Origin of the sequence: Sporosarcina sp. (assembly GCF_029257255.1) — a bacterium.
Lineage (GTDB): Bacteria > Bacillota > Bacilli > Bacillales_A > Planococcaceae > Sporosarcina.
This window is the reverse complement of the sequence record NZ_JARICI010000052.1, coordinates 25374-50379: the sequence shown is the minus strand read 5'-3', so window position 1 is coordinate 50379 and position 25006 is coordinate 25374. Positions and strand designations below refer to the sequence as shown.

Annotated in this window: 31 protein-coding genes; 26 read left to right on the top strand and 5 right to left on the bottom strand. The window is 44.8% G+C overall.

The window, feature by feature from the left end:
• Positions 1-75 precede the first annotated feature (75 nt).
• The gene (gene selD, locus Q1J64_RS11150; protein ID WP_301109139.1) at positions 76-1122 is read left to right on the top strand and encodes a selenide, water dikinase SelD; all 1047 of its coding nucleotides are present in this window, start codon (positions 76-78) and stop codon (positions 1120-1122) included.
• A gap of 21 nt (positions 1123-1143) precedes the next feature.
• Entirely contained in the window at positions 1144-2178 is a 1035-nt protein-coding gene (gene mnmH / locus Q1J64_RS11145; RefSeq protein ID WP_301109138.1) for a tRNA 2-selenouridine(34) synthase MnmH, read from the top strand.
• Here the strand turns inward: mnmH and Q1J64_RS11140 are convergent.
• Positions 2167-2448, bottom strand: coding sequence for a hypothetical protein (locus Q1J64_RS11140; RefSeq protein ID WP_301109137.1), 282 nt, complete (start codon positions 2446-2448; stop codon positions 2167-2169). The two genes, mnmH and Q1J64_RS11140, sit on opposite strands and share 12 nt — an antisense overlap.
• A 46-nt stretch (positions 2449-2494) precedes the next feature.
• Here Q1J64_RS11140 and Q1J64_RS11135 point away from each other — a divergent pair, with 46 nt between their 5' ends.
• The 4 genes from Q1J64_RS11135 (at position 2495) to Q1J64_RS11120 (ending at position 5350) form a co-directional block, all read left to right on the top strand.
• The gene (locus tag Q1J64_RS11135; RefSeq protein ID WP_301109136.1) at positions 2495-2923 is read left to right on the top strand and encodes a YugN family protein; all 429 of its coding nucleotides are present in this window, start codon (positions 2495-2497) and stop codon (positions 2921-2923) included.
• Between the two features lie 172 nt (positions 2924-3095).
• A complete protein-coding gene (locus Q1J64_RS11130; protein ID WP_301109135.1) occupies positions 3096-4388 on the top strand; it encodes an MFS transporter in 1293 nt (430 codons plus the stop codon).
• Positions 4389-4524: 136 nt separating this feature from the next.
• Positions 4525-4776, top strand: a complete 252-nt coding sequence (locus Q1J64_RS11125) for a PepSY domain-containing protein (RefSeq protein WP_301109134.1) — start codon at positions 4525-4527, stop codon at positions 4774-4776.
• A 91-nt stretch (positions 4777-4867) separates the two neighbouring features.
• Positions 4868-5350, top strand: coding sequence for a free L-methionine (R)-S-oxide reductase MsrC (locus tag Q1J64_RS11120; protein WP_301109133.1), 483 nt, complete (start codon positions 4868-4870; stop codon positions 5348-5350).
• Positions 5351-5540: 190 nt separating this feature from the next.
• Here Q1J64_RS11120 and Q1J64_RS11115 read toward each other — a convergent pair whose 3' ends face one another.
• Complete coding sequence (locus Q1J64_RS11115) at positions 5541-6863, bottom strand: sodium-dependent transporter (protein ID WP_301109132.1); 1323 nt, start codon at positions 6861-6863, stop codon at positions 5541-5543.
• A gap of 171 nt (positions 6864-7034) precedes the next feature.
• Here Q1J64_RS11115 and Q1J64_RS11110 point away from each other — a divergent pair, with 171 nt between their 5' ends.
• From Q1J64_RS11110 to Q1J64_RS11095, 4 genes are read left to right on the top strand one after another with little or no spacing between them, the layout of a single operon-like run.
• Positions 7035-7481: a helix-turn-helix transcriptional regulator gene (locus tag Q1J64_RS11110; RefSeq protein WP_301109131.1), complete on the top strand. Its 447-nt coding sequence runs from the start codon at positions 7035-7037 to the stop codon at positions 7479-7481.
• A 15-nt stretch (positions 7482-7496) separates the two neighbouring features.
• On the top strand, positions 7497-8648 hold the full coding sequence (locus Q1J64_RS11105) for a PstS family phosphate ABC transporter substrate-binding protein (RefSeq protein ID WP_301109130.1): 1152 nt from the start codon (positions 7497-7499) through the stop codon (positions 8646-8648).
• Entirely contained in the window at positions 8645-8944 is a 300-nt protein-coding gene (locus Q1J64_RS11100) for a hypothetical protein (protein ID WP_301109129.1), read from the top strand. Before Q1J64_RS11105 ends, Q1J64_RS11100 begins: the two co-directional genes overlap by 4 nt.
• 30 nt (positions 8945-8974) lie before the next feature.
• The gene (locus tag Q1J64_RS11095; RefSeq protein WP_301109128.1) at positions 8975-9361 is read left to right on the top strand and encodes a hypothetical protein; all 387 of its coding nucleotides are present in this window, start codon (positions 8975-8977) and stop codon (positions 9359-9361) included.
• A gap of 50 nt (positions 9362-9411) precedes the next feature.
• Here the strand turns inward: Q1J64_RS11095 and Q1J64_RS11090 are convergent, their stop codons facing one another.
• Positions 9412-9801: an OsmC family protein gene (locus Q1J64_RS11090; protein WP_301109127.1), complete on the bottom strand. Its 390-nt coding sequence runs from the start codon at positions 9799-9801 to the stop codon at positions 9412-9414.
• A 62-nt stretch (positions 9802-9863) separates the two neighbouring features.
• Complete coding sequence (locus tag Q1J64_RS11085; protein ID WP_301109126.1) at positions 9864-10814, bottom strand: alpha/beta hydrolase; 951 nt, start codon at positions 10812-10814, stop codon at positions 9864-9866.
• A gap of 151 nt (positions 10815-10965) precedes the next feature.
• Here Q1J64_RS11085 and Q1J64_RS11080 point away from each other — a divergent pair, with 151 nt between their 5' ends.
• The 7 genes from Q1J64_RS11080 to Q1J64_RS11050 all read left to right on the top strand — a co-directional run bounded on the left by Q1J64_RS11080 (position 10966) and on the right by Q1J64_RS11050 (position 16589).
• Positions 10966-11109: a YfhE family protein gene (locus tag Q1J64_RS11080; RefSeq protein ID WP_301109125.1), complete on the top strand. Its 144-nt coding sequence runs from the start codon at positions 10966-10968 to the stop codon at positions 11107-11109.
• Between the two features lie 130 nt (positions 11110-11239).
• Positions 11240-12211, top strand: a complete 972-nt coding sequence (locus Q1J64_RS11075) for an alpha/beta hydrolase (RefSeq protein WP_367183459.1) — start codon at positions 11240-11242, stop codon at positions 12209-12211.
• Between the two features lie 77 nt (positions 12212-12288).
• Positions 12289-13719, top strand: coding sequence for a GAF domain-containing sensor histidine kinase (locus Q1J64_RS11070; RefSeq protein ID WP_301109123.1), 1431 nt, complete (start codon positions 12289-12291; stop codon positions 13717-13719).
• On the top strand, positions 13712-14281 hold the full coding sequence (locus Q1J64_RS11065) for an ANTAR domain-containing response regulator (RefSeq protein ID WP_301109122.1): 570 nt from the start codon (positions 13712-13714) through the stop codon (positions 14279-14281). The genes Q1J64_RS11070 and Q1J64_RS11065 overlap by 8 nt, the downstream gene beginning before the upstream one ends.
• Positions 14282-14443: 162 nt before the next feature.
• Complete coding sequence (eutH, locus tag Q1J64_RS11060; RefSeq protein WP_301109121.1) at positions 14444-15703, top strand: ethanolamine utilization protein EutH; 1260 nt, start codon at positions 14444-14446, stop codon at positions 15701-15703.
• A gap of 34 nt (positions 15704-15737) precedes the next feature.
• Complete coding sequence (eutS, locus tag Q1J64_RS11055) at positions 15738-16079, top strand: ethanolamine utilization microcompartment protein EutS (RefSeq protein WP_153721679.1); 342 nt, start codon at positions 15738-15740, stop codon at positions 16077-16079.
• Positions 16080-16091: 12 nt separating this feature from the next.
• On the top strand, positions 16092-16589 hold the full coding sequence (locus tag Q1J64_RS11050) for a EutP/PduV family microcompartment system protein (protein WP_301109120.1): 498 nt from the start codon (positions 16092-16094) through the stop codon (positions 16587-16589).
• A gap of 72 nt (positions 16590-16661) precedes the next feature.
• Here Q1J64_RS11050 and Q1J64_RS11045 read toward each other — a convergent pair whose 3' ends face one another.
• Entirely contained in the window at positions 16662-17093 is a 432-nt protein-coding gene (locus Q1J64_RS11045) for a hypothetical protein (RefSeq protein WP_301109119.1), read from the bottom strand.
• Here Q1J64_RS11045 and Q1J64_RS11040 point away from each other — a divergent pair.
• From Q1J64_RS11040 to Q1J64_RS11000, 9 genes are all read left to right on the top strand, one after another.
• A complete protein-coding gene (locus Q1J64_RS11040) occupies positions 17080-18528 on the top strand; it encodes an ethanolamine ammonia-lyase reactivating factor EutA (RefSeq protein WP_301109118.1) in 1449 nt (482 codons plus the stop codon). The genes Q1J64_RS11045 and Q1J64_RS11040 overlap by 14 nt on opposite strands.
• 14 nt (positions 18529-18542) lie before the next feature.
• Entirely contained in the window at positions 18543-19907 is a 1365-nt protein-coding gene (locus Q1J64_RS11035) for an ethanolamine ammonia-lyase subunit EutB (protein ID WP_301109117.1), read from the top strand.
• Positions 19908-19914: 7 nt separating this feature from the next.
• Positions 19915-20913: an ethanolamine ammonia-lyase subunit EutC gene (gene eutC / locus Q1J64_RS11030; RefSeq protein ID WP_483315974.1), complete on the top strand. Its 999-nt coding sequence runs from the start codon at positions 19915-19917 to the stop codon at positions 20911-20913.
• Between the two features lie 15 nt (positions 20914-20928).
• Complete coding sequence (eutL, locus tag Q1J64_RS11025) at positions 20929-21573, top strand: ethanolamine utilization microcompartment protein EutL (protein ID WP_301109115.1); 645 nt, start codon at positions 20929-20931, stop codon at positions 21571-21573.
• Positions 21574-21647: 74 nt separating this feature from the next.
• Positions 21648-23117: an aldehyde dehydrogenase family protein gene (locus Q1J64_RS11020; protein ID WP_301109158.1), complete on the top strand. Its 1470-nt coding sequence runs from the start codon at positions 21648-21650 to the stop codon at positions 23115-23117.
• A gap of 23 nt (positions 23118-23140) precedes the next feature.
• Positions 23141-23425: a BMC domain-containing protein gene (locus Q1J64_RS11015; RefSeq protein ID WP_099688497.1), complete on the top strand. Its 285-nt coding sequence runs from the start codon at positions 23141-23143 to the stop codon at positions 23423-23425.
• 36 nt (positions 23426-23461) lie between these two features.
• Complete coding sequence (gene pduL, locus Q1J64_RS11010) at positions 23462-24343, top strand: phosphate propanoyltransferase (protein ID WP_301109114.1); 882 nt, start codon at positions 23462-23464, stop codon at positions 24341-24343.
• A 16-nt stretch (positions 24344-24359) separates the two neighbouring features.
• Entirely contained in the window at positions 24360-24665 is a 306-nt protein-coding gene (locus Q1J64_RS11005; protein WP_153721687.1) for a EutN/CcmL family microcompartment protein, read from the top strand.
• Entirely contained in the window at positions 24640-24975 is a 336-nt protein-coding gene (locus Q1J64_RS11000; RefSeq protein ID WP_301109113.1) for a BMC domain-containing protein, read from the top strand. The genes Q1J64_RS11005 and Q1J64_RS11000 overlap by 26 nt, the downstream gene beginning before the upstream one ends.
• Positions 24976-25006: the final 31 nt, after the last annotated feature.

The window sequence follows — 25006 nt, the reverse complement described above, 5'->3', positions numbered from 1 at the left end:
CAAGGGCTGAATTCATATGAACTCAATAGTTTATGGTAAAATTAATTCACTACAAATGAAAGGTTGATTTCCTTTATGCGAAATTCTTCTGTTAAATTGACATCATTATCTTCAAAGGGAGGTTGTGGCTGTAAAATTGGCCCCGCCGACCTTGCTGAAGTTTTACATACATTGCCTCCTGGCCTATCTGATCCTAACTTGCTTGTCGGTCTTGACACGAGCGATGACGCCGGAGTGTACAAGCTTAGCGACACAATGGCCATCGTACAGACGTTGGACTTTTTCACGCCGATTGTTAACGACCCGTATGATTTTGGACAAGTAGCAGCAGCGAACGCAATCAGTGATGTATACGCGATGGGCGGCAAGCCGATCACTGGATTGAATATTGTAGCCTTCCCGATTCACACGCTAGACCGCAATATCTTGACTGAAATTTTGCGCGGTGCCGGTGATAAGCTGAAGGAAGCTGGTGCAGTACTTGTCGGAGGCCACTCGATTGACGATCAGGAGCCGAAATTCGGTATGCAAGTTACAGGAACAGTACATCCTGATAAAATTCGTACGAATGCAGGAGCTAAGCCGGGAGATCGTTTGATTTTGACAAAACCGATCGGCGTAGGCATCATGACAACTTCATTGAAAAATGAGTTGCTGACAGAAGAAGAAATTACCCTTGTCACGAAGGTGATGACGACGCTCAATAAAACAGCTGCTGAAGTGATGAATGATTACAGCATTCATGCATCTACGGACGTAACAGGTTTTGGCCTGCTTGGTCATGCATCTGAAATGGCTAAAGGAAGTGGCGTCTGCCTGCGCATCGATAGTGAGAAGGTGCCTGTCTTGCCGCGCACAAGAGAGTTGGCAGAAGCAGGTTCAGTACCGGGTGGCACAAAAAACAACCACGCGCATTTGGAAGGTGACGTCGATTATCCAGAGTCGATGGATCAGATTGGGCAATGGATTTTATGTGATGCCGTGACTTCGGGCGGCCTTCTTGTGGCAGTCGCAGGAGAAGAGGCTGAACGTCTTCTTGCTCAATTACGTGATCAAGGCGTCGACGCACACATAATTGGAGAAGTAACAGAAGAGCAGGACGGAAGAATTATTGTGCAGTAAATCAGGGAGATGGTGAACGAAATGGTTCGAGAATTAACATTGATAGATGCATTAGAACTGCAGAAAACGAAATCACATACGCTAGTCGATGTCCGCTCTCCTAAAGAGTTTGAAGAAGCAACGATTCCTGGCAGTCTCAACATTCCGGTCTTTTCGAATGAAGAGCGGGCGGAAATCGGTACGTTATATAAACAAGTCGGCAAGCAGGAAGCAATGGACAGAGGACTTGAGATTTTCTCTGCGAAGCTGCCTGCGTTCATTGCAGAGTTCAGAAAGATTGATACGCCCATTACGGTCTACTGCTGGCGTGGCGGCATGCGAAGTAAAACAGCAGTGACAGTGCTTGAATTGATGGGTATCCGCACTAATCGTATAAGCGGCGGAATTCATACTTACAGAAAGTGGGTCATCCAGCGTCTTGAAGAGCCCTTCAAACCGGAGCTGATCGTGCTGAACGGTTATACAGGAAGCGGCAAGACGAAAATTCTGCACAAGCTGATGGAAGACGGCTATCCTGTGATCGATTTAGAAGGAATGGCAGGCCATCGTGGTTCAATTTTCGGTCAGATCGGTGTGAAGCCTAATAATCAAAAGAAATTCGAGATACTGCTGGCGGAAAAGTTAGATCGGTATGCAGATGAACCGTATGTGTTCATTGAAGGAGAAAGCAAGCGTATAGGACAAGTGCATATGCCGCCTCTTTTGTTTGAGCAAAAAGAGAAAAGTCCGCAGTGGATTATACAGCTGCCGACTAAAGTCCGTGTCGATGAAATTATGTCTGAATATGAACCGACAGAGCGCCCTGAACAGTTTTTGGAGGCATTCAAGCTGATCAAGAAGCGAGTTCATCAGCCGATTGCTGCAGAAATTGAAAGTGATTTGGAAAACGGACGATTTGCTGAAGCTGTCGAACAGCTGCTGACAAACTACTACGACCCGCAGTATGAATACTCTGTTGCACGCTTTGCTGTTACAGGAGAGCACGTTATTCAGGTGGAAACTGTGCAAGAAGCTTATGAAGAATGTTTGCGCAGATATAAGGAATTAAAGAAGTAGCGCAGCGTGGCTGTCGGAATCCCTTACTGTTGGGGATTTGCCGGCAGCCATCTTTATTGATAGCACGATGATCATTAATGTTGCCCAGATGCTCATGAATCCCATCCACCGCTCATGCACAACGGACGGCCGCTCATTAGCTCTCCCTACATGATCAATCGGGACAGCCGCACGCTCGTACAGCTGTCCTGCGTGATCATAACACTCCGCGTCGCATATCCACCAGGTTTTGCAGCCAGATAACTGGGGTATGCCTAGATATATATTCAACTAGATAAACAACGAGAAAAACTGCCTAAGAAAAGAGGGGCGAGCCATGATTGAATTAAAAACTACTATGCCAGGCAAAAAAGCATTATTCGGTGATGCGTGTAAAGTTCTTGAGGAACATGGAGTGATCATCGGGGGGAACTGGGACTTTGACCGGGGGAACTTTGATACGATATTGAATCAGGACGGCGGCGAGTCCGTTTATTTACGACTGCCTTTCGATGTAGTCGACGGTGTAATGGATGAAGACAGTGCAATGATTTCATTCGGTACACCATTCATTATTAAGCATGTAGTGAATATTGGATTGGACGATGACGACAGTCCGGTTTTGGCGGCTGCGGGCCTAGACCAGTTCCAAACGCCGCAGGATAAAGATGCACCGATTGTATACGATGAAAAGTGGGTGCATGAAGGGCAAGATCTAATTGCAAGATTTTCCGATCATCCTATTTTTATCGCACCGTTAGTATAAGTGCATATACAGACGCAGAATGAAAGCAATCCCTTGTACTAGGGATTGCTTTTTTCTATGCGTGCTAAATAAAGATTCTGCTGTAGGTGCCATGAGATATGATAAGATGGATGGAATGTTAGTGCATCAAGCCTACAGCTAAATAGACAGACTAGAGAGGATGGACAAACGAATGGCAAGACAGCGAGATTACTCACAATACATTCAATCAGAAGATGCACAGGAACAATTATATAAGCGATCTTTGATTGTGGTCATGATGTCTCAAATTTTTGGTGGAGCTGGAATTGCAGCGGGAATAACGGTAGGAGCATTGTTGATTCAGCAGATGACCGGGAATGAAAGTTTGGCAGGTATGCCGATTGCACTCGCTACATTCGGTTCGGCTTTCTCAGCCTATCTGGTCGGAAGAATTTCACAGCGATATGGTCGCAGACTTGGCTTAGGGGCAGGCTTTATTTCGGGAGGCATCGGCGCGCTTGGCGTGATTATCGCCGTTATTATAGGAAATCTTACGGTGTTATTCATTTTCCTGTTCATTTATGGAGCGGGCACGTCGACCAACCTTCAGGCACGCTACGCAGGAACCGATTTGGCTAACAAAAAACAACGTGCCACTGCAGTCAGTATGGCTCTTGTTTTTACTACGGTGGGCGCTGTTGCGGGGCCTAACTTGGTTATACCGATGGGGCATGTGGCGGACTACATCGGAATCCCAACGTTAACAGGCGTATTTTTATTAGCAGGAGTGTCATATATCCTGGCAGGTCTCATATTTCTTATTTTCTTGCGTCCAGATCCACTCCTGGCGGCACGGGCAATCGAATTGGCTAAGACAACGACAAAAGAGCATGCAAATGAAGGGGAGTTTATTCATGAGCATAAAGCCAGCCGAATGGGTATTTGGACAGGCGCGATTGTCTTAGTACTGTCCCATGCAATTATGGTTGCTATCATGACGATGACACCAGTTCATATGCAGCATCACGGTGCTTCATTGGAAGGCATTGGTTTGGTGATTGGCCTTCATATTGCAGGTATGTATCTGCCGTCAATCTTTACTGGTATCTTGGTGGATAAAGTAGGCCGGCCGGTTATGGTAGTGGCGTCTGGCGTGACATTAGCGCTGTCAGGTATTCTTGCGGCATATGTGGCGGGCGGATCAGTTTTCTGGATGTCTGTGTCGTTAATTTTGCTCGGAATAGGCTGGAACTTCGGATTGATCAGCGGGACAGCAATTGTTATTGATTCAACAGATGTTCTGACACGTGCTAAAACACAAGGTAGTATTGATGTGTTTGTGGCGCTTGCAGGTACTGTGGGGGGTCTCGCGTCAGGCTTGGTCGTTGCATTCTCGGGTTTCGCGATGCTTGGCCTTCTGGGAACGTATATCGCTCTGCTGCTCATTCCGCTGATTATCTGGGTGCGCTTGAAAGAGAAGAAGTCGTCTGTAAAAGTCTCATAAACCCTATAAAGCAGTAATGGATTATTTCCGGGGAAATACTGCTTAATTCTGTATAAAACGACATTTCAAAATCAGGGACCATATTTCATTTCTTTGCATAGATTGATATCGAGTAAAGAAATGGAGGAATCGATGTATGAACCCACAGCGTGAAGAGAATTCTTATTGGGTAAATCACTGGCAGCATCCGCAGTACCGTAGAATTTCTATGGAAGAGGCAAATGAAATTGCATTAAAAAGAGTTCCGGGACAAGTAGTAAAATCGGAACTGGATTTTGATGATGGCCAGTTGCTGTATGAAATTGATATTCGCACGGAAGAAGGTCAGAAATTTGAAGTGAAAGTGGATGCTGTTACAGGGGAAATCCTACGGGTGAAATTGGACTGACAAGCAATCAGACGGGAGCTCGTTTGCTTTTCCTAAGCTGTGATTCTGTGTAGAATAAAGTTAAAATCTTACACAGAAAGCAGGTAATCATATGTTCACTGCAACGGACTATTCAAGCAACCCAAAAGAAAAATACACACAGCTTGCTTCACAGCTGAATGCGTTAATTTCAGATGAACCGAATGTGTATGCCAACTTAAGCAATGCATCTGCTTTACTGAATCAATTTTTCGACCGCATTAACTGGGTCGGATTTTATTTGATGGACAACACAGAATTAGTGCTCGGTCCTTTCCAAGGATTGCCGGCATGCATTCGTATTCCGCTTGGAAGAGGCGTCTGCGGAACAGTAGCGCAGACAAAAAAAGGATTGGTCGTTCCCGACGTCAATGCATTTCCGGGCCATATTGCGTGTGATGCGGCTTCCCGTTCAGAAGTTGTGGTACCGTTGGTAAAAGACGGCGAAGTGTTCGGGGTGCTCGATATAGACAGCCCAGAATTGAATCGATTCACGGACGAGGATCTTGCAGGACTTACAGTAGTCGCAGATGTTCTGATGAAGCATATAAATTAAAAGAGCGGCCTTGAAAGTACATCTACTTTCAAGGCCGCTCTTCTCATGAAATTAGTTTTTTCTGCATAGCTACGCGCCAGTCAAGTCGTCAACGGCACCAAAAATCTCACGAACGAACCAAAGAAAGCCGCTGCCGAACTTACACCAGCCGTAGCGCACCATACTTCATACGCTGAGAAAGACTGCGAATTTACATACCCAATATCCAGGTGATAAAGATGACCACAATTGCGATGGGTGCAAAATAACGGACGATTACTTTCCACAGGGAATGAATGGCAGGATTCATCTGTAATTCTTCCGCTGTATCTTCTTTAGTCAGTATAAAACCGACAAATAGTGAAACCGCCAGAGCACCAAGAGGCATTGCAATTCTACTTGTCAGGATATCGGCAAAATCAAAAATGGAATTGCCGAATATCTGAACATCAGATAATAAACCGAACGATAAGGCACTTGGTATACCGACTAAGAAAATCAGCCCTCCAAATACCCATGAAGCGCGTCTTCTGCGGTCATGCTTTTTGCGAATTCCTGTCGAAACGACAATTTCTAGCATGGCAATCGCTGAAGTCAGCGTCGCGAACAGCATCAAGATAAAGAAAATAATCAAAAACACACTGCCAAACGGAATTTCATTGAAAATTGCTGGCAGAATGACGAAAATCAATCCCGGCCCAGCTTCAGGAGAATGTCCAAGTGCGAAAACTGCAGGGAAAATGACTAGTCCTGCAAGAATAGAAATTCCGATGTTAAGTATCGATACGTTAAATGCAGATTGACCCAGCTTTTCTTCTTTTGAAAGGTATGAAGCGTACGTCATCATCGCTGTCACTCCAACACTTAGGGAAAAGAATGCCTGCCCGAGTGCGACAAGAAAAGTAGTTCCGTTGAAATAGCTCCAGTCCGGAACGAATAAGAATCGGACACCTTCCATTGCGCCGTCGAGTGTCAGCGAACGGATTGCCAGAATGATAAACGACAGAAATAATAGAGGCATCATCCATCGGCTCGCGCGTTCAATTCCACCCCGTATCCCGCTCTGCACGATGAATACCGTCAATGTCATAAATAACGCCTGCGCAATTAGCACTTCCCATGGATTTGCAATCGTCGTGTTGAACAGTTCACCATAATCCATTCCACTAAGTTTAAACGTAAAGGCTCTCGCCAAATACGATAAAATCCAACCTCCCACCACGCTGTAGAAAGACAGGATGATAAAGGAAGAAGCAAGCCCCATCCAGCCAACCCATGCCCAGTTTCGACCGCCCGAAAGCTTATTTAAGGAAGTGACCGCATCAGCCTGTCCGCGTCGCCCAATGACGAACTCCGCCAATAAAATCGGCAGTCCGATCAGTAAAGTACAAATTATAAATAACAGCACAAACACGCTGCCGCCGTTTGTTCCCGCCATATAAGGAAATTTCCAGATCGCGCCTAATCCGATTGCACTGCCGGCAGCTGCCAGTATAAAACCGATCTTGGAAGTCCATTGTTCACGCTGTTTCATATACATCCTCGTTTCGTTTACATAATCATAAATTTACTAAATACTATCATGATTTTGGAAAAAAAGCGATGCCTATAAGGTGTTTGATAGTTTCGAAAATATAGTTGACTATTTTTTGCTTTGGTGTAATATTACACCTATAGATATAAAATGTAACCATGAGGTGAGTGTGTGAATCAGCAAGAATTAACAGATTTGATATCGCTTAAGCTGAGGGTTGTGCGTTTGGAAAAAGAGTATTCTCAGCAGAAGATGGCTGATGTATTGGGACTTTCAAAAAAGACATTGATCCAGATTGAAAAAGGTCGGACAGCAGCGAGCTGGACGGCTGTCATTGCTGTATGCGCGCTGTTCCGTGACAGTGATGTCCTGCAGGCGACGGTAGGCGGCGATCCACTCGAAGTTTTGGAGACGATTGCACATGACGGAATAGACCAGCCGATTGATCAGTCGATGGGCGGGAAAGTATGGTGGCGGGAAATCGAGAAAAATGGCCGGTTCCGCCTCCAGCAAAATGTAATTAGCCAGCATTTTCGTATTTTAGATGAAGAGCATTATCGCTGGTACAGTTCATTTGACGAAGAAGAAGCGAGGCACCGTTTAAGTGAGTTGAAATAGGAAGGGGAGAGCGATTTGGCAGCAACAATAATATTTACTGTGGTTTTTCTGATTGCGCTTTTATTTTTCGGCGGATTTGGCTTGCTCTATCTGCTGTTTACCGGTCAGTTTCATTATATTCCGCTGATGATTGCGGCGTTTGTTGTTTTATATGTCTGGATTGTAATGATGATCAATCATTCCTTCCATACGAAACAGCGAAAAAAGGTATTTGGCATTTCTGCAGCCGTAATTTTGGTCTGTGCATCGGTATGGCCGATTTATCAGGCATATAAAGACAGCATTCCTACAATGAGTGCAGAAGTTGATATTTATTATTATGAACCGTTTGGAGACGATTCGCAGATTGCTGAGCTAGACGAACCAGCGACACTGCAGCTTCAGGATCAATTACCAAGAGTTGACGGAGCGACGGCGCTTTATCCGCTGTATGCCTCTTTCGTTCAGGCAGTCTATCCCGAAAAGGAATATAATCCGTATGACAGTGAAGTAATGGTCAATAAAACACCGGAAGCATACAAAAATTTAATTGATGGAAACGTGGATATGATTGTTGCGCTTGGTCCATCTGACTGGCAGATCAGAATGGCTGAGCAAAAGGGGCTGAAACTGGAATTAACGCCTATTGGCAGGGAAGCATTTGTTTTCTTTGTCAATCAAAAAAATCCGGTAAACAGTCTGGAACTTGAACAAATTCAAAATATCTATGCTGGAAAGATTACGAACTGGAAAGAAGTCGGCGGGAAAGATGAATCGATCCGCGCATTCCAGCGGCCTGCCGACAGCGGCAGTCAAACAGCCCTCGAAAGACTGATGGGAGATATACCAATTATGGAGGCGCCGGAAGAAAACGTGCCTGAGGGAATGGGCGGCATCATCAAAGAAGTATCAAAGTATCGAAATTATAAAAATGCGATCGGCTATACATTCCGCTATTACTCAACGGAGATGGTAGGGAATGATCAGATTAAACTGTTGGCAGTTGACGGAGTGGAACCGACAAAGGAAACAATCCGCTCCGATGAATATCCAATTTCATCTGAATTCTATGTGGTGACAGCCGGAACGAAAAATCCGAATGTCGAGAGGTTCATTGAGTGGATCGTCTCTGCGCAAGGTCAGGAATTAGTGGAGAAGGTTGGCTATGTGCCGGTGAAGCAGCCATGACGAAAAGTGGGATTTCGATCGCCGTCTGCATGCTGACAGCCACTGTTTTAGGGGTATACGGTCAGTGGATTGCCCGGTTTTTGACGGACGAACCAATGAAGGCCCTGTATTATCTGACCGCCTGCACCGTAATCAGCATGATTTTATATACGGTCAGCTATATTTTTGCGTTTGTATGGCTAAAGAATAACCAGATGAATGTATGGAAAATGACAGGTGTTTTCTTAGTCATCGTTATCATTGCTGTGCCGGTTTCGATGTTTTCCTTTTTGGCAACGGTTATGTGGTGGGGATAGGACGATAGCGTATGAAATGAGGTACTGGAGATGAAGAAGAAACCGTTGCTGGCCATCTTGTTAGTTGTCAGCCTGGGGCTGAATGTGTATCTTGGGATATCAGGTTTTCTGAAAAGCACGTACAGTACGGATATAGATGATCAAGAAATTTTGGGGGAAATGACAGTGATGATGCTGCAGAATGAAGAGTATCAAAACATAGCAAAAAAAGAAACAGTCCATTCTATTACCCAGCGCGTCAACCGTTTTAATGTCGCTGATCCTTCATCTGTCGTTCATTATGAGGTGCATGTTTCTACTGATCAGCAAACCTATACGTTTTATTGTGAAGATGAGGCTTGTACAAATGTTTCATTGGGAGGCTGGTCGTACTCCCGCTATAAAGAAGAACAGCCTTTATTGCCTTTGAAAAAATAAAATTATAATGTAAAACGGCGTACCCGGATTATCCAGGCACGCCGTTTTTCTTACTTACTGCTAATCTCATATGTCTTTTCAACATCAATACAGCCCATCACTGACTGCAGCATGGAACAGTTTTTCTCAGTAAGATTCATAATTCTTGGCATTTTTTCTTCCGTAATGTCAGAGCCGATGACAGTGAAATGGAGGTGAATTTTCATAATCCGGCTTGCATCATCGTCTGAACGTACGACTTCTTTTACTTCAATCGCGATATCGTCAGCGGGCATGCGCATTTTATCGAGTATCTTTCGCATGACGCCGCCTCCGCAAGCTGCAATGGATGCGACCATCAGCTGGTAGGGACGAAATCCTTTTTCTTCATTGGAGGCAATGTGTAATGTGCCAAATTCTGTTTCGGTATCAAAACCGTGTTCTGTCATGTGAAATTGCATATGATCAGCTCCTTATGCAGTCAGTATACGTGGTTTTTAGTGAAAAGCAGAAGATCTTGCCTCTATTCCGCCAATATTTCTTCCAAGAAATTTTGTACATGCTCTTCGTACTCCATCGTGATGTTATCGTATGCTTTCGTGTGTCCGGCATCGGTCACAATCCACAATTCCTTTTCGCCGCCCGCTGCGTCATAAATTTGCTGCGCCATTTTAGTTGGAACCAAGTCATCTGCGTCACCGTGAATAATTAATAATGGACGTGTGTTTTTCTTCACCTGATCGACAACAGATGCTTCTTCAAATGTATAACCTGCACGGATTTTGGTCACCATACTCGTTACATTCAGCAATGGAAATGCGGGCAGATTGTAAATATGTTTCAGCTGATGCGCCAGTTCCTCTTTGACACTGCTGTACGAACTGTCCGCAATAATTCCTTTTACATTGTCAGGCAGCTCTTCACCGCTTGTCATAAGCACAGCGGCGGCACCCATCGAATTACCGTGCAGGATAATCTGCTTATCCCCGTAATAAGTTAAGAAATCAATCCATCTTTTATAATCCAGCCGGTCATGCCAGCCAAAACCAATGTAGTCACCGCCGCTTTCCCCGTGACCTCGTGAATCAGGCAGTAGCACGTCAAAACCCTGATCATAATAGAATTTTGCAAGCTTTCCCATATCTTCACCTGTATTGCGGAAACCATGCGCTAAAATGACACCTTTGCCCTGTGGTTGCTCCTGTGCAATGAATTGTGCTTTTACTTCGATTCCTTCTTTGGTCTCGAAATCAACTACTTCTCGTTCCTGCTTGGAAAACCAGTCTTTTGCCGCCTGCAAATGCTGCTGATCTTCTTCACTGGCAAGCGCGTTGATGGAAGTGGACTCTGTATGTAAAACAACTTCAGTGCCGCGCTTGACTGCTTGATTGTAGAAGTAGTTTCCTGCCAGCACCAGCGCAACTACGATGACCGCAAGCAGTGCTGCAATCGATATTCCTATTTTTTTCTTCATTTTGACACCCCTTGTATGCTAGTTTCCTATCTTCATAGTAGTGTACTTTGAATGAAGAGTAAATATTAGGAATTAACGCCGACTGTCTGCCTGTGTTTAATTTTTACGATCCGTGGAAGACTGTAAATAAGACAGAAAGGAGTGTTGATACATGAGCGAAAATAAACAGCCGCACAAAACACTGACAGATAAAAACAACGGCCTTTCATCTACCCAGGAAGTCTTATACGCAAAAGACTTTAAGAAGGCAGACAAAGCGACTGAGCAAGACAGCAGTCAGAACCCGAATAAGTAATCCTAACCAAAAGCCCCAACAGATGTTTTTATCTGTTGGGGCTTTTCTCGTGAAATTGTCATAAACAAAACTTGGTTTTCATTGTATAATAAGTAAAAGTGTTCATACAGAGAAAACGAGGGAAATGAATATGAGAAAAATGGGCTGGAAGAAGTTACTGGTTTTTATTATTGCTTTCTTTATAGTCTTTCAAATAGCAGGCAGTTTCTTCTTTTATAATTTGGCAATCAAGCGGGGGCCAAAGGATTTTCTAACAGGAAATGCGGATCTCAAAGTGTCTGCTGAAACGATGGAAGTATTTCTGAACGGTGACTGGAGGCTGTGGGTGGAAGAACAAGAATACGAAGAAATGAAGCTGACATCCAGAGACGGTCTCGAACTGATGGGCTACTATCTGCCGGCAAAACAGCCGTCCGATAAGCTGGTGATCCTGACGCATGGCTACCTGGGTCATGCAAAACAGATGGGGCTGTATGGGCGGTATTATTATGAAGAACTGGGATTTAATATTTTTATGCCGAACGCACGGGGACATGGCAGAAGCGGCGGTGATTATTATGGCTTTGGCTGGCCTGATCGCCTGGATTTAATCGATTGGACAAACTTGTTGGAAGAGAAACTTGGTGCGAAGACGGAAGTGGTATATCACGGACTTTCTATGGGTGCAGCGACAGTTTTGATGGCTAGCGGTGGAGACGAGCTGCCAAAACAAGTGAAAGCAATTGTAGCAGATAGCCCGTATCAATCCGTTTATCAGCTCTTTGCTTATCAGATGAATCGCATGTTTCATTTGCCGGCGTATCCACTGCTCGATAATATGAGTTTACTGACGAAAGCGAAGGCCGGTTATTCATTGAAAGAAGCGAATGCGCTGAATGAAGTCAAAAAAACCGAGGTCCCGATCCTGTATATTCACGGCAAGGCAGATACATTTGTGCCGACCGATATGACGAAGGAATTATATGAAGAGACGAAAAGTGAGGCGGAGCTATTTTTAGTGGATGGTGCCAATCACGGCGAAGCGTTTGTGATGGATGAGGATGGTTATAAAGCAGTGGTTTCAGACTTTTTGCAAGCTAATCTATCTACCTTGAAGGATTGACCTGACAAAAAATCAGCACTATACTGATTTTACAAACTGGGGGAAGTAGTATTTCCTCGAAGCGAGGTCGTGGTAGGTTGGTTAAGGCAACAGTGGAACAACTGTGTAAGCAGCATACAGAGTTGACTGATAAAGATATAAAGATTCTACAGGAATTAGCATTTAGTCTGCAGACCTATGCAGATTTATCTGGGGATTATATGTTTATAGACTGCAAATTAAAGCCACATAATCAAGCGATAGTTGTAGCAGAGGCATTTCCTATAGGCTGCAAGCCGCTGTATGATAATTCGGTTATAGGTAAAATTGTTTTTGAATCATTTGAGCCGGGTGTGTTTTATTCGTATCGGAATGGAAAAAAGTCCATTATACGCCATGCGGTGACACAGGAAGGAATCGTTGTCGATCAGACCGTGGTGCCAATCAAGAATACATGTCATCAGGTGATTGGAGTGCTGATTCAAGAAAAAGAAATTTCATCCTCATTTTCTGATCAACCGCTGCAGAAATTTTCGGTCATCACAGAAACTGCAGAGGATCAGCTGACTAATTCCGGACTGGGTGTAGTTTCAGACTTATTGATGGAGATGCTAATCTTAACAGACGCATCCAATCGGCTTGTTTATGCCAACCCATCTGGTTTGAAACTGATATCTGAATTGAGTAACCATGACGATGTGCTTAATCGCAATTTATTGGAAATGCTGCCGTTTTTACTGCCGGTTTACGAGCAGAAGGAAGATGTATTTGTATTTGAAATGACTATTGAGCGTAAAAGTCTCATTGTGAAAAAAATAAAAATGCGTGATAAAAATAAATCTCAAGAGACCTTGCTCATTGTTCAGGATATCACCGAACTTCGAACGAAAGAAAAAGAATTGATGATGAAGTCAGTTGTCATAAAAGAAATTCATCATCGTGTCAAAAATAATCTTCAGACAGTGGCAAGCTTGCTTCGGCTGCAAATGCGCAATGGCGTAACAGCTGAAAGCCGCGCAGCATTTGAAGAAACACTGAACAGAATTTATAGTATTTCTTCTGTTTATGAAATTATTCTTGCAAAGGAACATGCGGACGATGATGACGTAAACATTATTAATTTAACGAGAAAAATCTGTTCTACTATGGTATTAAATGAATATAATTTAAAAGTAGACTTGATTATTGAGCCGAATGGCAATAAAATAATAACAACATCTAAGAAAGCGGTTTCAATCGCGCTGATTATCAACGAGCTCATACAGAATTCCTTGAAACATGCGTTCCGAGGTAGAGAACAAGGGATTATTGATGTAGAATTTACCGTAGTTAATGATTTTGTAGAACTTCACGTTTCCGACAACGGCGTTGGAATGAAGGATCCTCAGACTTCATTAGGGACGGAAATCATCCATAACCTTGTGATCAATGACCTAAATGGTGAATTCCTGTACGTGCCTAGAGACATTGGAACTCATGCACTGATCATTTTTCCAATAGGTGCGGAGGTGGAAATCTTTGGTGAGTAAACGGATTGTCATAGCGGAAGATGAATCGATTATTCGAATGGACCTGAAAATGACCTTGCAAGACCATGGCTATGAAGTGGTGGGGGAAGCTGGGGACGGAGACAGGGCCATTGAACTGGCTTTTCTGCATAAACCGGATTTAATATTAATGGATATCAAGATGCCAAAGGTGAACGGGTTGAAGGCAAGTCGTATTATCGGAGAGCAGCTGGATTTACCAATATTAATTCTAACCGCATACAGTCAAAAGGAATTTGTGGAAAAAGCACAGCAGGATAATATAGTAGGTTATTTGGTTAAACCTATATTGGAATCCAATTTAATTCCAGCTGTAGAGGTTGCGCTTCATCAATCAGATAAAGCGAAGCGGCTGAAGGAAAGTGTCCGGCAGGCAAAACAGGAAGTCGAAAAACGAAAAATCATAGAGCGGGCAAAAGGTATGTTAATGGACGCTGAGAAGTTAACCGAACAGCAGGCGTTCAAACAGATGCGGGATACGAGTATGTCGCGGCAAATGACAATGGAGTCACTGGCCTATGAGATTATTAATTTGAACAAGTAAATAGAGATAAGCAAAGGCGCTTAAAGAGCTACATTCTTTAAGCGTCTTTTCGTTTTCTTTTTAACCTATTATTTGTCGATTAATCCAATAAAAAGGTGGTGGTTTGTTAGTTTTGGTGATGAAAACAGTAACAAAATATAATCATAAAAGGGGATAGCCTATATGGAAATGATAGGTACGGTAATCGTATATATTATTATGGCCTGTGCGATCGCAGGGGCGTTTGCATCAATTAAAAACGCGGACGAAGGACTAGGTAAGGAATTCATGGCGGGTATACACACAGTAGGACATATCTTTGTTCCAGCAGCAGGTATCATGGCGTCCATACCGTATTTGACGTGGTTTATCAGTAAATTTATTGGACCGGTTTTTAATACAATCGGTGCAGATCCAGCGATTGCTGCTACAACAATTTTGGCATCCGATATGGGTGGCTATCAGTTGGCAGAAGCGTTAAAAGTAACAAATGAAGGATGGGTTATGGCTCTGATCGTCGGATTTATGTCCGGTGCTACCATTGTATTCTCCATTCCTATGGGACTTGCCATGTTAGACAAGCGAGACCATAAGTACATGGCGCTTGGTATTATGTCAGGCGTACTAACGATCCCGATTGGCGCATTTATTGCATCTGTTTTAGTCGTTATTTTTAATACGGATGTGCGTGACGTGATCAGCACGACGGCTACATCTAACTACGAGTTTGCTATTAGTTATTTACAGATTTTTATCAATTTATTGCCTCTATTAATCTTCGTTGTCTTAATAGCCTTGGGGTTGAAGTTCTTACCGGGGATGATGATTAATGGATTTATGATTTTCGGACGAGTGATGGACGCGGCCATTAAGCTTGTGTTAGTGTTCTCCATTGTAGAAATCTTTACAGGCATTTTCACTAAGATCTTCGGTATCTGGGGCTTTGATCCGATTATGGCTGATGAGGCCGACCAGTTCCGTGCGCTTGAAACGGCTGGATATATAGGAATTATGTTAGCGGGGGCCTTCCCGATGATTTATTTGATTCGTAAGTATTTGGCAGGCCCTCTAGAAGCACTTGGTAAAAAGATTGGACTATCTCCTGAAGGTAGTGCGGGTCTTCTTGCCACTGTAGCCAATATTTTGGCGATGTTCTCGTTAGTTCGATACATGCGTCCAAAAGATAAAGTCATCAATATTGCATTCGCAGTTTGTGCTGCATTCTTGCTTGGCGATCATCTATCATTCACGGCGAACTTCCAGCCGAATATTATTTTACCGGTTATTCTTGGTAAATTAAGTGCAGGGATCATTGCGATCATTATTGCATATAAACTTTCAGTTCCGACTGCGTTGAAGTTGGAAAAGCAGGATCGTGAAGCGGGAGTTATCCGTTCTGGTGAGTATGAAGAAAAAACAGATGCTCCTTCTGCAAAGGCATAAGGAAGCGGCAGTTAAATTAGGGAGTGAATCTAGAATGAGTGAAGAGAAGAAACGGTTTATACAGGAATTTGTTCCAGGAAAACAGCTGACACTCAGCCACTTGATCGCAAATCCTGATCCCGATATGTTTCAAAAATTAGGCATACAAGAAGCGGGAGCATTGGGTATTCTAACTTGCACACCCAGCGAAACCGTTATTATCGCAGGGGATTTAGCGACAAAAGCTGCAAACGTCCGTATTGGTTTCTTGGACAGGTTTACAGGAAGTCTAGTAATTGTCGGAAGCGTGTCAGAAGTGGAAATGGCGATGCAGGAAATCAATCGGTTCTTATCTGAAAAGCTGGGTTATACACCGGCTGCCATTACGAAGTCTTAAGGAGTGGTGAGGATGCAAAACAAGGCGATGCTAGTCGGTGCGGTACGGGCAGGAAAGTCCACGTTAACGAATGCCTTGTTAGGCCGAGAAGTGAAAGCTGTTAAAACACAAACACTCAATTATTTTGATTGGATTGTCGATACTCCGGGAGAGTACACGGAAAATCCGATGTTTTATAAAAATATTATGGCGACGGCTCTAGAAGTAACACATGTGTTTTATTTGCAAGATTCAACGAGTGAAAGGCTGATCTTTCCTCCCGGCTTCAGCATGGGTGTTCCAAAATTGCCGATAGGCGTTATTACAAAGTGTGACCGTCCTGACGCTGATACTGAACGAGCGCTCAATATGCTGAAGATGGTCATGAATCAAGGACCGATCGTCATCACCTCCTCTGTAACAGGGGTGGGCATCGATCATTTGAAAGAGTTAACCAAACTTAATGACCTGACATCCATGCGTCAATACGTCGAACAAATGGACGATGAACGCTTACTATTCCTAGGATAATACCCTTTACACCTATCACAGAATTTGATATAGTAAAGCTCATACAAGTGAATAAAAACGGCAATGACGCCTTTACATCTCGTGGACTATCCACGGGTCTGTAAAGGCGTCTTTTTTTATATTCAAAAGCGGAAAGCGCCGTTTAGCCTCGACAGGCGTTGTAGGGCTTGCTATAAAGGCGCTTTTTGCCTTTCTGGCAGGACCGAAACGACCCGAGAGGCTGGCGCTTGCAGCTGGATGAAACCAAAAGTGGAAAGCAAGTCGGAAAAGGCAGGGTGCCGCGCCAAAACGATGAAGGGCCGCGCCAAAAACTACTGAAACCGCTCCAAAGTGATGTAGAAGCGCGCCAAACGCAGGGGGAACCGAACCAAAACGATGAACTACCGAACCAAAAGCACAAGGCACCGCACCAATCGCGCCGAAAACAAGTGCAGAGTAATAAATAGGTACAAAAAATCCATTGGAAGATAATTCAGAAAGAGGTGTGGGCGTGAGCAATTTCAATAAGCACGAGACAATCATCAGTGCAGGCATTGATATTGGCACAAGCACGACGAAGCTGATTATCAGTCGGTTCTCTTTGCGAAACGTTGCAGGAGCAGCGCATGTGCCGAGAATTGAAATAACGGACAAAGAAGTATTATATAAAAGCCCGGTCTTCCGAACACCATTGCAAGATGCGGTAACAATTAACGTAGCAGGTGTTCAGGAGATCATTCGCTCAGAATATGACAAGGCAGGAATTCAGCCTTCTCAAATTGCGACAGGCGCCGTAATTATTACAGGCGAAACAGCCACCAAAAGAAATGCCAGTGAGATGCTTCATCAGCTGTCGGACGAAGCGGGAGATTTTCTTGTGGCAACGGCAGGACCAGATTTAGAGGGAATTATCGCAGCAAAAGGCTCGGGTAGTTATGAGGAGTCAGGCAATAAGAGCAGCCGCGTCATTGCCAATATTGACATTGGCGGGGGCACAGCAAATATTGCAGTCTTTCAAAATAAACAGTTGCTTGGCACGTGCACGATGCATATTGGTGGTCGATTAATCGAATTTGAAGACGGTAAAGTTCGAACGATTTCACCACCTGTAGAGCAATTGCTAAAAGATCAAGGTTACTCGCTGCAACCAGGCGATCCGCAACGTGCACCGGCAGTCCAATTTGTTACGAGCTACATGGCGGAAGCGATGGCTCGCATCTTGAAAAAAGAAGTACATGCGCAGGATCAAGTGCTACTACTGGGTCATGAACCAAACTGGTCGCAGCCTATCGATACGATTGTATTTTCAGGTGGTATCTCTGAATGTATGTACCGTCATTCATCAGATGAAGAGCAAGCGGCGCAGTACGATGACATTGGAATTCAACTTGCCGATGCATTATTACACAATCAATTGCTGCAGCATTTTACCTGGCAGGAGCCTGTTGAAACGGTTCGTGCGACAGTATTGGGTGCTGGAACACAAACGACAGAAATAAGTGGAGCAACTATCCAAGTTGCGCCTCATGAACTGCCATTAAAAAATATACCAATCTACCAATACGATTTTGAAGCAGATTTGGAAGTTGGATTATCTCATTTCGAAGATGCCGTTCACCAAGCAGTTACCTTATATGATTCTGCAAAAGAAGGGCAAAACTTTGCGCTCTATCTTTCCAATCTGCCGTATCTCGGTTTTCGTGATGTGCAGACATTAGCGAAAGCAATTGTGCAGATCATGAATCAAAGGCCAAGACCGGAACAGCCGATCATTCTGGTTATCCAGTCTGATCATGCCAAAGTACTTGGTCAGACATTAGCGGCGTTACAAGTAAAGCAAAGCGTAATATGCATAGATCAAATTAACGTGGAGACAGGCGATTACATCGATATTGGAAAGATATTAGCCTCAGGCGTTGTGCCTGTCGTAGTAAAAACCTTAACTTTCCACACAACGTAAAGGAGGCATCGCACGTGAATTTATCTGCTATATTAGGCGGCGAACGATACGTGTTCCACGACCTAAAAGAAGTGCTTGCAAAAGCAAACGAGGAGAAGTCCGGTGACCGCCTCGCAGGAATTGCGGCGGAAACCGTGCAGGAACGAATTGCTGCTAAAACAGTCGTCAGTGAACTATTAGTCAGTGATATCCGTAATAATCCATTGATTCCAATCGAAGACGATGAAGTCTCGTTGATTATCGAAAATGATATCAATGAAAGAGTGTATGGCGAAATTCAAAATTGGAGTATTGCGGAGCTGCGTGAATATATTCTAAGCAATGAAGTCGGCGACCGCGAGCTAAAACGTCTGAGCCGCGGATTGACCTCGGAAGTAATCGCGGCGGTAACGAAGCTGATGTCCAATCTGGACTTAGTGCATGCAGCGAATAAAATGGAAATCCTGTCGACGTGTAATATTACGATTGGCCGTAAAGGAACATTGTCTTCGCGTTTGCAGCCAAACCATCCGACAGATAATATCGACGGCATCATCACGTCGTTGAAAGAAGGGCTTTCTTACGGAATTGGCGATGCGGTTATCGGGATCAATCCGGTAGACGACTCCGTAGAAAGTGTAAAGCGCGTGCTGCATGCGACAAAGGACTTCATGAATGATTGGGAAATTCCTACGCAAAACTGCGTACTTGCACACGTGACAACACAAATGAAAGCGATTGAGCAAGGAGCTCCTGCCGATATGATTTTCCAAAGTATCGCAGGAACAGAAAAGGCTCACCGTTCATTCGGAATTTCGGCGGAATTGATTGCGGAAGCGAAAGATCTATCACTGAAACATGGTACGGGTACAGGCCCGCAAACATTGTATTTCGAAACAGGGCAAGGCTCTGAGTTATCTGCAGAAGCACATTACGGTGTGGACCAAGTAACGATGGAAGCGCGGAACTATGGTTTCGCAAGACACTATGATCCGTTCATCGTCAACACAGTAGTCGGTTTCATTGGACCGGAGTATTTATATAACAACAAGCAAGTTATTCGCGCAGGTCTTGAAGATCATTTCATGGGTAAGCTTCACGGACTGCCGATGGGCGTAGATATTTGCTATACGAATCATATTAAAGCGGATCAAAACGACATTGAAGATTTGAGTATATTGCTGACCGCAGCCGGTGTGAATTTCATCATTGCTGCACCAATGGGCGATGACGTCATGTTGAATTACCAGTCCATGAGTTATCACGATGTGGCGACGGTTATTCAAACATTAGGCAAAACACCGGCACCTGAATATTTACAGTGGCTCGAAAAAATGGGGATCTATGAAAACGGCAAATTGAGCAAGCGTGCCGGAGACCTCACCATGTTCAATCGATAGGAGGTGGATGGATTTGAATGAAGTATTAATTCAACAAATCACTAAAATGGTTGTGGAAAAACTGGAAGCGGTGAGCGGCGGACAAACGACACAGCAGCCAGCCAGCGAACAAAAAGTTCAGTTATTTTCACAGCAGCCGGTTGGTCATTTGGCAGCTGAAGCACAGCACGCTTCACCAAGCGGCGCAGTAACATTCCACGGCACGACAGAGGAAGTAAAGCCGCAGCGCAATATCGCGACAGTCAAACCGAAACCAACTACTGCATTTGGCAAACCGAAAGCTGAAACAAAGCAGACGGAAGAAGATCACTTGGCCGAGTATCGCAAAAAGACTCCTGCACGTGTAGGGGTCGGTCGAGCAGGGTCGCGTCCTAAAACAGATACGTGGCTAAAGTTTCGTCTGGATCATGCGGCAGCTGTCGATGCAGTATTCGGAGAAGTACCGGATAACGTGCTCGAAGGTTTGGGATTATTTCAAGTCCAGTCCAAAGTGATGGATAAGGAAGAATATATCCGACGCCCTGATCTTGGCCGAAAGCTTTCCGATGAAGCAAAGGCAACGATTCAAGAGCGTTGTAAAAAATCACCGGTTGTTCAAATTGTTGCGTCTAACGGTCTGAGTGCAAAAGCAATCGAAGAAAACTTGGAAGATGTCTATCTATCACTCGAGCAGTCTCTAAATAACCTGAATATCGAGATGGGCACTACGTTTTATGTAGATAAAGGCAGAGTGGCCGTGATGGATGATATCGGTGAATTACTGAAACCGGATGTTGTCGTCATGTTGATCGGCGAACGTCCCGGACTCGTTTCGGCGGAATCACTCAGCGCGTATCTTTGCTATCAGCCGAGACACGGCACGATTGAGGCAGATCGTATGGTCATTTCCAATATTCATAAAGGCGGAATCCCGCCAGTTGAAGCCGGTGCTTTTCTTGGTACGGTTATTCAGAAAATTTTAAAATATGGAGCAAGCGGCGTAACGCTTGTTCGAAAAGAAGGATAAGGAGGAGATGGACGTATGAAGATTTTTGCGGATATCCTGTCGATGCAAGTCATTCCGAACATCAGCCCTGAGCTTGCTGAAAAGTTTCAACTGAAGCCCTATCAGCGAAGCTTAGGTCTAGTGACAACTACGGTTGACGACATAGGCTATACGGCAGTAGATGCAGCTACCAAACATACGGATGTGGAAGTCGTCTACGCAAAAAGTTTTTACGCAGGCGCTGCGCATTCATCCGGCCCATTGTCAGGTGAGTTCATTGGAATTATCGCAGGACCTTCTCCGGATGAAGTGAAAAGCGGTCTGGATTCTATTCGGATCACCATCGAGAATGAAGCCTATTTCGAAGCGATCAATGGAAATCCTGACCACGCATTCTATGCGCATACCATCTCCAGCAGCGGCAGCTACTTGGCAGAAATGGCAGGCATACCGGTCGGTCAATCACTGGCCTACTTGATTGCACCGCCTGTCGAAGCAATTATCGGCTTAGATGCTGCTTTAAAAGCCGCAGATGTCACGCTATGCGAACTATACGCGCCTCCCTCCGAAACAAACTTCGGCGGCGGTCTGCTGACAGGAAGCCAATCCTCCTGCCAAGCCGCAGCCGACGCCTTCCGGGAAGCCGTACAGAACATGGCAAATGAACCGCTGAGCTATTGAGCTTAAAAGTAACTGGAAAGGAGTGTGTAGACTTGGTTCAATTAGTAGATAACGATTTATTGGCCCTGCAGCAAATGCGCACGGCCGTTCAAACAGCGAAAGAAGCACAAGAAATATTCATGGGCTATACCCAGCAACAAGTCGATAAAATCGTCAAAGCCGTTGCGGATGCAGCATTTGAACAATCCGGTCGTCTCGCCCAATTGGCAGTAGAAGAAACGGGCATGGGGGTAGCGGCTCACAAGAAAATTAAGAATGAAGTCGGCTCTCGTGATGTATACGAAAGTATTAAAGATGTAAAAACGGTCGGTATCATCAAAGAAGACCATTTGAATAAAGTCGTGGAAATCGCAGCTCCATTTGGTGTGGTTGCAGCCATTATCCCGACAACAAATCCAACGTCCACTGCGTTCTTCAAAACATTGATTTCATTGAAAACACGCAATGCGATCGTTGTCAGTCCTCATCCGTACGCAGTGAAATGTACGAATGAAGCACTCAAGGTTTGTGATGCTGCGGCAGTTGCAGCAGGCGCTCCTGAAGGGTTGATCCAATGTTTGACGCTGGCTTCAATGGAAGCGACACAGCAATTGATGTCCCATAAAGACATCAATCTGATCGTAGCGACAGGCGGCGGTGCGCTCGTGAAAGCGGCGTATAGCTCAGGAAAACCGGCTTATGGTGTAGGTCCTGGTAATGTTCCTGTCTATATCGAGCGTTCTGCAAAGATTGAGAAGGCGGTAAAAGACATCGTCGACAGCAAGTCTTTCGATTACGGTACGATCTGTGCAACCGAGCAAGCGATTGTGGTGGATAAGCATGTTGTCGATCTTGTCACACGCGAGCTGAAGAAAAACGGTGCCTATATTCTTTCAGATGAAGAAAAGAAGGTCATGGAAGGGGTTATTTCGCCAGTACCTGGCAAAGTCAATCCAAAAGTGGTAGGCAAGAGTCCGCAATTTATTGCGAAGCTTGCAGGAATCTCACTTCCAGAAGGTACACGTGTAATTATCGGTTTGGAAACGGAAGTCGGCAAAAATGTTCCATTTTCATTGGAAAAATTATCACCGATTTTTGCGATGTATACGGTGGACGGCGTGAAGCATGCGAAGAAAGTATGTCTCGACTTGCTGAATCTCGGCGGGCGCGGACACAGCTTGTCGCTTCATACTGAAATTGATGCAGTAGCACGTGAGTTTGTGATGGAAATGCCGGTATCACGTATTTTAGTTAATACGATGTCTTCTGTTGGAGCAGTTGGTGGAACGACAGGCTTGATGCCGTCATTCACGTTAGGTTGCGGAACATTCGGCGGCAACATCACATCCGACAACGTGACAGCTAAACATTTGCTGAACATTAAACGGATGGCATACGGCACGAAGGAAGTTCAGCTGCCGAAGCATTCAGAGCCTGTATCCCAATCAAATGAACAGCTTGTATCGAGTGTAATGGACAATGTATCATCTGCAACAAACAGCAATATCGATCCGGCATTAGTACAAAACTTAGTTAGTGAAATTGTTAAACAACTTACAAAATAAAACAATAGTAGGAGGAAAAAATTATGAACAGAGAAGGTACAGCATTAGGAATGGTAGAAACTAAAGGGTTAATCGGTGCAATTGAAGCAGCAGACGCAATGGTAAAAGCAGCAAGCGTAAACTTAGTCGGTAAAGTACATGTCGGCGGCGGAATCGTAACAGTAATGGTACGCGGTGATGTAGGTGCAGTTAAAGCAGCAACAGACGCAGGTGCAGCCTCTGCTCAGCGTGTGGGCGAATTGCTGTCAGTTCACGTCATCCCAAGACCACATAACGAACTAGAAATGATCTTGCCAAAAAGCGAATAATTTCACACTGCAAGGCAATAGAAAGGCGTGAACTAAATGAATCAGCAATTGATTGAACAGATTGTCGGGGAAATTCTCGGGCAGTTAGGAAAAGAATCTACTCAATTGCCGGAGCGAGCGGTTCCCATTGCGGTTTCCGCCCGTCACGTACATTTACAGCCTGATCATGTGGAAGTACTATTTGGCGCAGGGTACGAATTGACGCAGCGGTCCGAGCTATCACAGCCGGGCCAATTCGCCGCCAATGAAACGGTGATGATTGCGGGACCTAAAAGCAGTATTGAACGCGTGCGGATTTTAGGGCCTGTCCGGAAAGCGACTCAAGTCGAGGTTAGCTTTACGGATGCCATGAAACTTGGTGTCAAGCCTCCACTTCGGGAATCCGGCAATATTGAAGGATCAGCTCCAATTACGTTAATCGGACCAAAGGGAAGTGTGCATATTGAGAAGGGTCTCATTATCGCGCAGTCCCATATCCACATGGCTCCCTCCGATGCAGCACGTTTCGGCGTGCAGGACGGGGAGTATATAACAGTAGAAGCAGACGGAATCCGGCCCATTTCATTCCGCAATGTGCGCATTCGGGTGAATGAACGCTATCGTCTGGAAATGCACATTGATACGGATGAAGCAAATGCAGGCTTTATTACACAAGGAACAATCGGACGTCTCGTCAAGCCGAATGAAGCAGCAGAAACAGTAACTGCTCAATCGGTAGCAATTCAGAGTGCTCCTTCTGCTTCGATAATAAAGGCGGCTGCTCCGCAGTCATTTGAATTTACCAAGAAGCTGCTGTCCACTGAAGACCTTGCGTTGATTTCAGAAGAAGAAATTATCATCGCAAAAGGTACGATTGTCACAGCACTTGCAAAAGATACAGCACGGGAACTCGGTAAAACGATAACCATCAGAAAGTAGAAAAAGGTGATTACGCATGAGAATGGGCAGAGTGATCGGTAATGTGTGGGCAACCCGCAAAGAAGATGGGCTGGCAGGTCTGAAGCTATTAATTGTCCAGCCGATTGATGCACACGGCAATAGTATACAAAGCCATATGGTCGCAGCAGATCGGATCGGGGCAGGAATTGGTGACGAGGTGCTCATTACGAGCGGTGGTTCCTCACGTTTCATTTTGCCGAAAGAAAACCCGATTCCCATTGACGCGGTCATTATTGGCATTATCGATTCAACAGAAGTGAAGAGAGGTGATCTACATGAGTCAAGCGATCGGAATGATTGAAACAAAAGGTCTAATTGGATCAATTGAAGCAGCAGATGCCATGGTTAAAGCATCGAATGTGGAATTAGTATCACAGGAGATGGTGGACGGCGGGATTGTCACAGTCATCGTACAAGGTGATGTAGGGGCAGTTCAAGCAGCAGTTGACGCTGGCCGTGACGCCGCTGCACGAGTGGGCGAATTGCTGGGGGCGCATGTAATCCCGCGTCCTGATGATTCAGTGTATGAAATGGTGAAGCCGCCTGAGCCGGTTGTACCTGAAGTGCAGAAGCCAGCAGAAGTAAAGGCGAAGGCACCGAAGAAAGACTGACTTGGTGCGTGAGTTATGAGCGCGAATGCGT

Coding starts and splice junctions, on each gene's coding strand:
- selD (WP_301109139.1), top strand. CDS start 76: ATGCGAAATTCTTCTGTTAAATTGACATCATTATCTTCAAAGGGAGGT.
- mnmH (WP_301109138.1), top strand. CDS start 1,144: ATGGTTCGAGAATTAACATTGATAGATGCATTAGAACTGCAGAAAACG.
- Q1J64_RS11135 (WP_301109136.1), top strand. CDS start 2,495: ATGATTGAATTAAAAACTACTATGCCAGGCAAAAAAGCATTATTCGGT.
- Q1J64_RS11130 (WP_301109135.1), top strand. CDS start 3,096: ATGGCAAGACAGCGAGATTACTCACAATACATTCAATCAGAAGATGCA.
- Q1J64_RS11125 (WP_301109134.1), top strand. CDS start 4,525: ATGAACCCACAGCGTGAAGAGAATTCTTATTGGGTAAATCACTGGCAG.
- Q1J64_RS11120 (WP_301109133.1), top strand. CDS start 4,868: ATGTTCACTGCAACGGACTATTCAAGCAACCCAAAAGAAAAATACACA.
- Q1J64_RS11115 (WP_301109132.1), bottom strand. CDS start 6,863: ATGAAACAGCGTGAACAATGGACTTCCAAGATCGGTTTTATACTGGCA.
- Q1J64_RS11100 (WP_301109129.1), top strand. CDS start 8,645: ATGACGAAAAGTGGGATTTCGATCGCCGTCTGCATGCTGACAGCCACT.
- Q1J64_RS11095 (WP_301109128.1), top strand. CDS start 8,975: ATGAAGAAGAAACCGTTGCTGGCCATCTTGTTAGTTGTCAGCCTGGGG.
- Q1J64_RS11090 (WP_301109127.1), bottom strand. CDS start 9,801: ATGCAATTTCACATGACAGAACACGGTTTTGATACCGAAACAGAATTT.
- Q1J64_RS11085 (WP_301109126.1), bottom strand. CDS start 10,814: ATGAAGAAAAAAATAGGAATATCGATTGCAGCACTGCTTGCGGTCATC.
- Q1J64_RS11080 (WP_301109125.1), top strand. CDS start 10,966: ATGAGCGAAAATAAACAGCCGCACAAAACACTGACAGATAAAAACAAC.
- Q1J64_RS11075 (WP_367183459.1), top strand. CDS start 11,240: ATGAGAAAAATGGGCTGGAAGAAGTTACTGGTTTTTATTATTGCTTTC.
- eutH (WP_301109121.1), top strand. CDS start 14,444: ATGGAAATGATAGGTACGGTAATCGTATATATTATTATGGCCTGTGCG.
- eutS (WP_153721679.1), top strand. CDS start 15,738: ATGAGTGAAGAGAAGAAACGGTTTATACAGGAATTTGTTCCAGGAAAA.
- Q1J64_RS11050 (WP_301109120.1), top strand. CDS start 16,092: ATGCAAAACAAGGCGATGCTAGTCGGTGCGGTACGGGCAGGAAAGTCC.
- eutC (WP_483315974.1), top strand. CDS start 19,915: ATGGATTTGAATGAAGTATTAATTCAACAAATCACTAAAATGGTTGTG.
- eutL (WP_301109115.1), top strand. CDS start 20,929: ATGAAGATTTTTGCGGATATCCTGTCGATGCAAGTCATTCCGAACATC.
- Q1J64_RS11020 (WP_301109158.1), top strand. CDS start 21,648: ATGCGCACGGCCGTTCAAACAGCGAAAGAAGCACAAGAAATATTCATG.
- Q1J64_RS11015 (WP_099688497.1), top strand. CDS start 23,141: ATGAACAGAGAAGGTACAGCATTAGGAATGGTAGAAACTAAAGGGTTA.
- pduL (WP_301109114.1), top strand. CDS start 23,462: ATGAATCAGCAATTGATTGAACAGATTGTCGGGGAAATTCTCGGGCAG.
- Q1J64_RS11005 (WP_153721687.1), top strand. CDS start 24,360: ATGAGAATGGGCAGAGTGATCGGTAATGTGTGGGCAACCCGCAAAGAA.
- Q1J64_RS11000 (WP_301109113.1), top strand. CDS start 24,640: ATGAGTCAAGCGATCGGAATGATTGAAACAAAAGGTCTAATTGGATCA.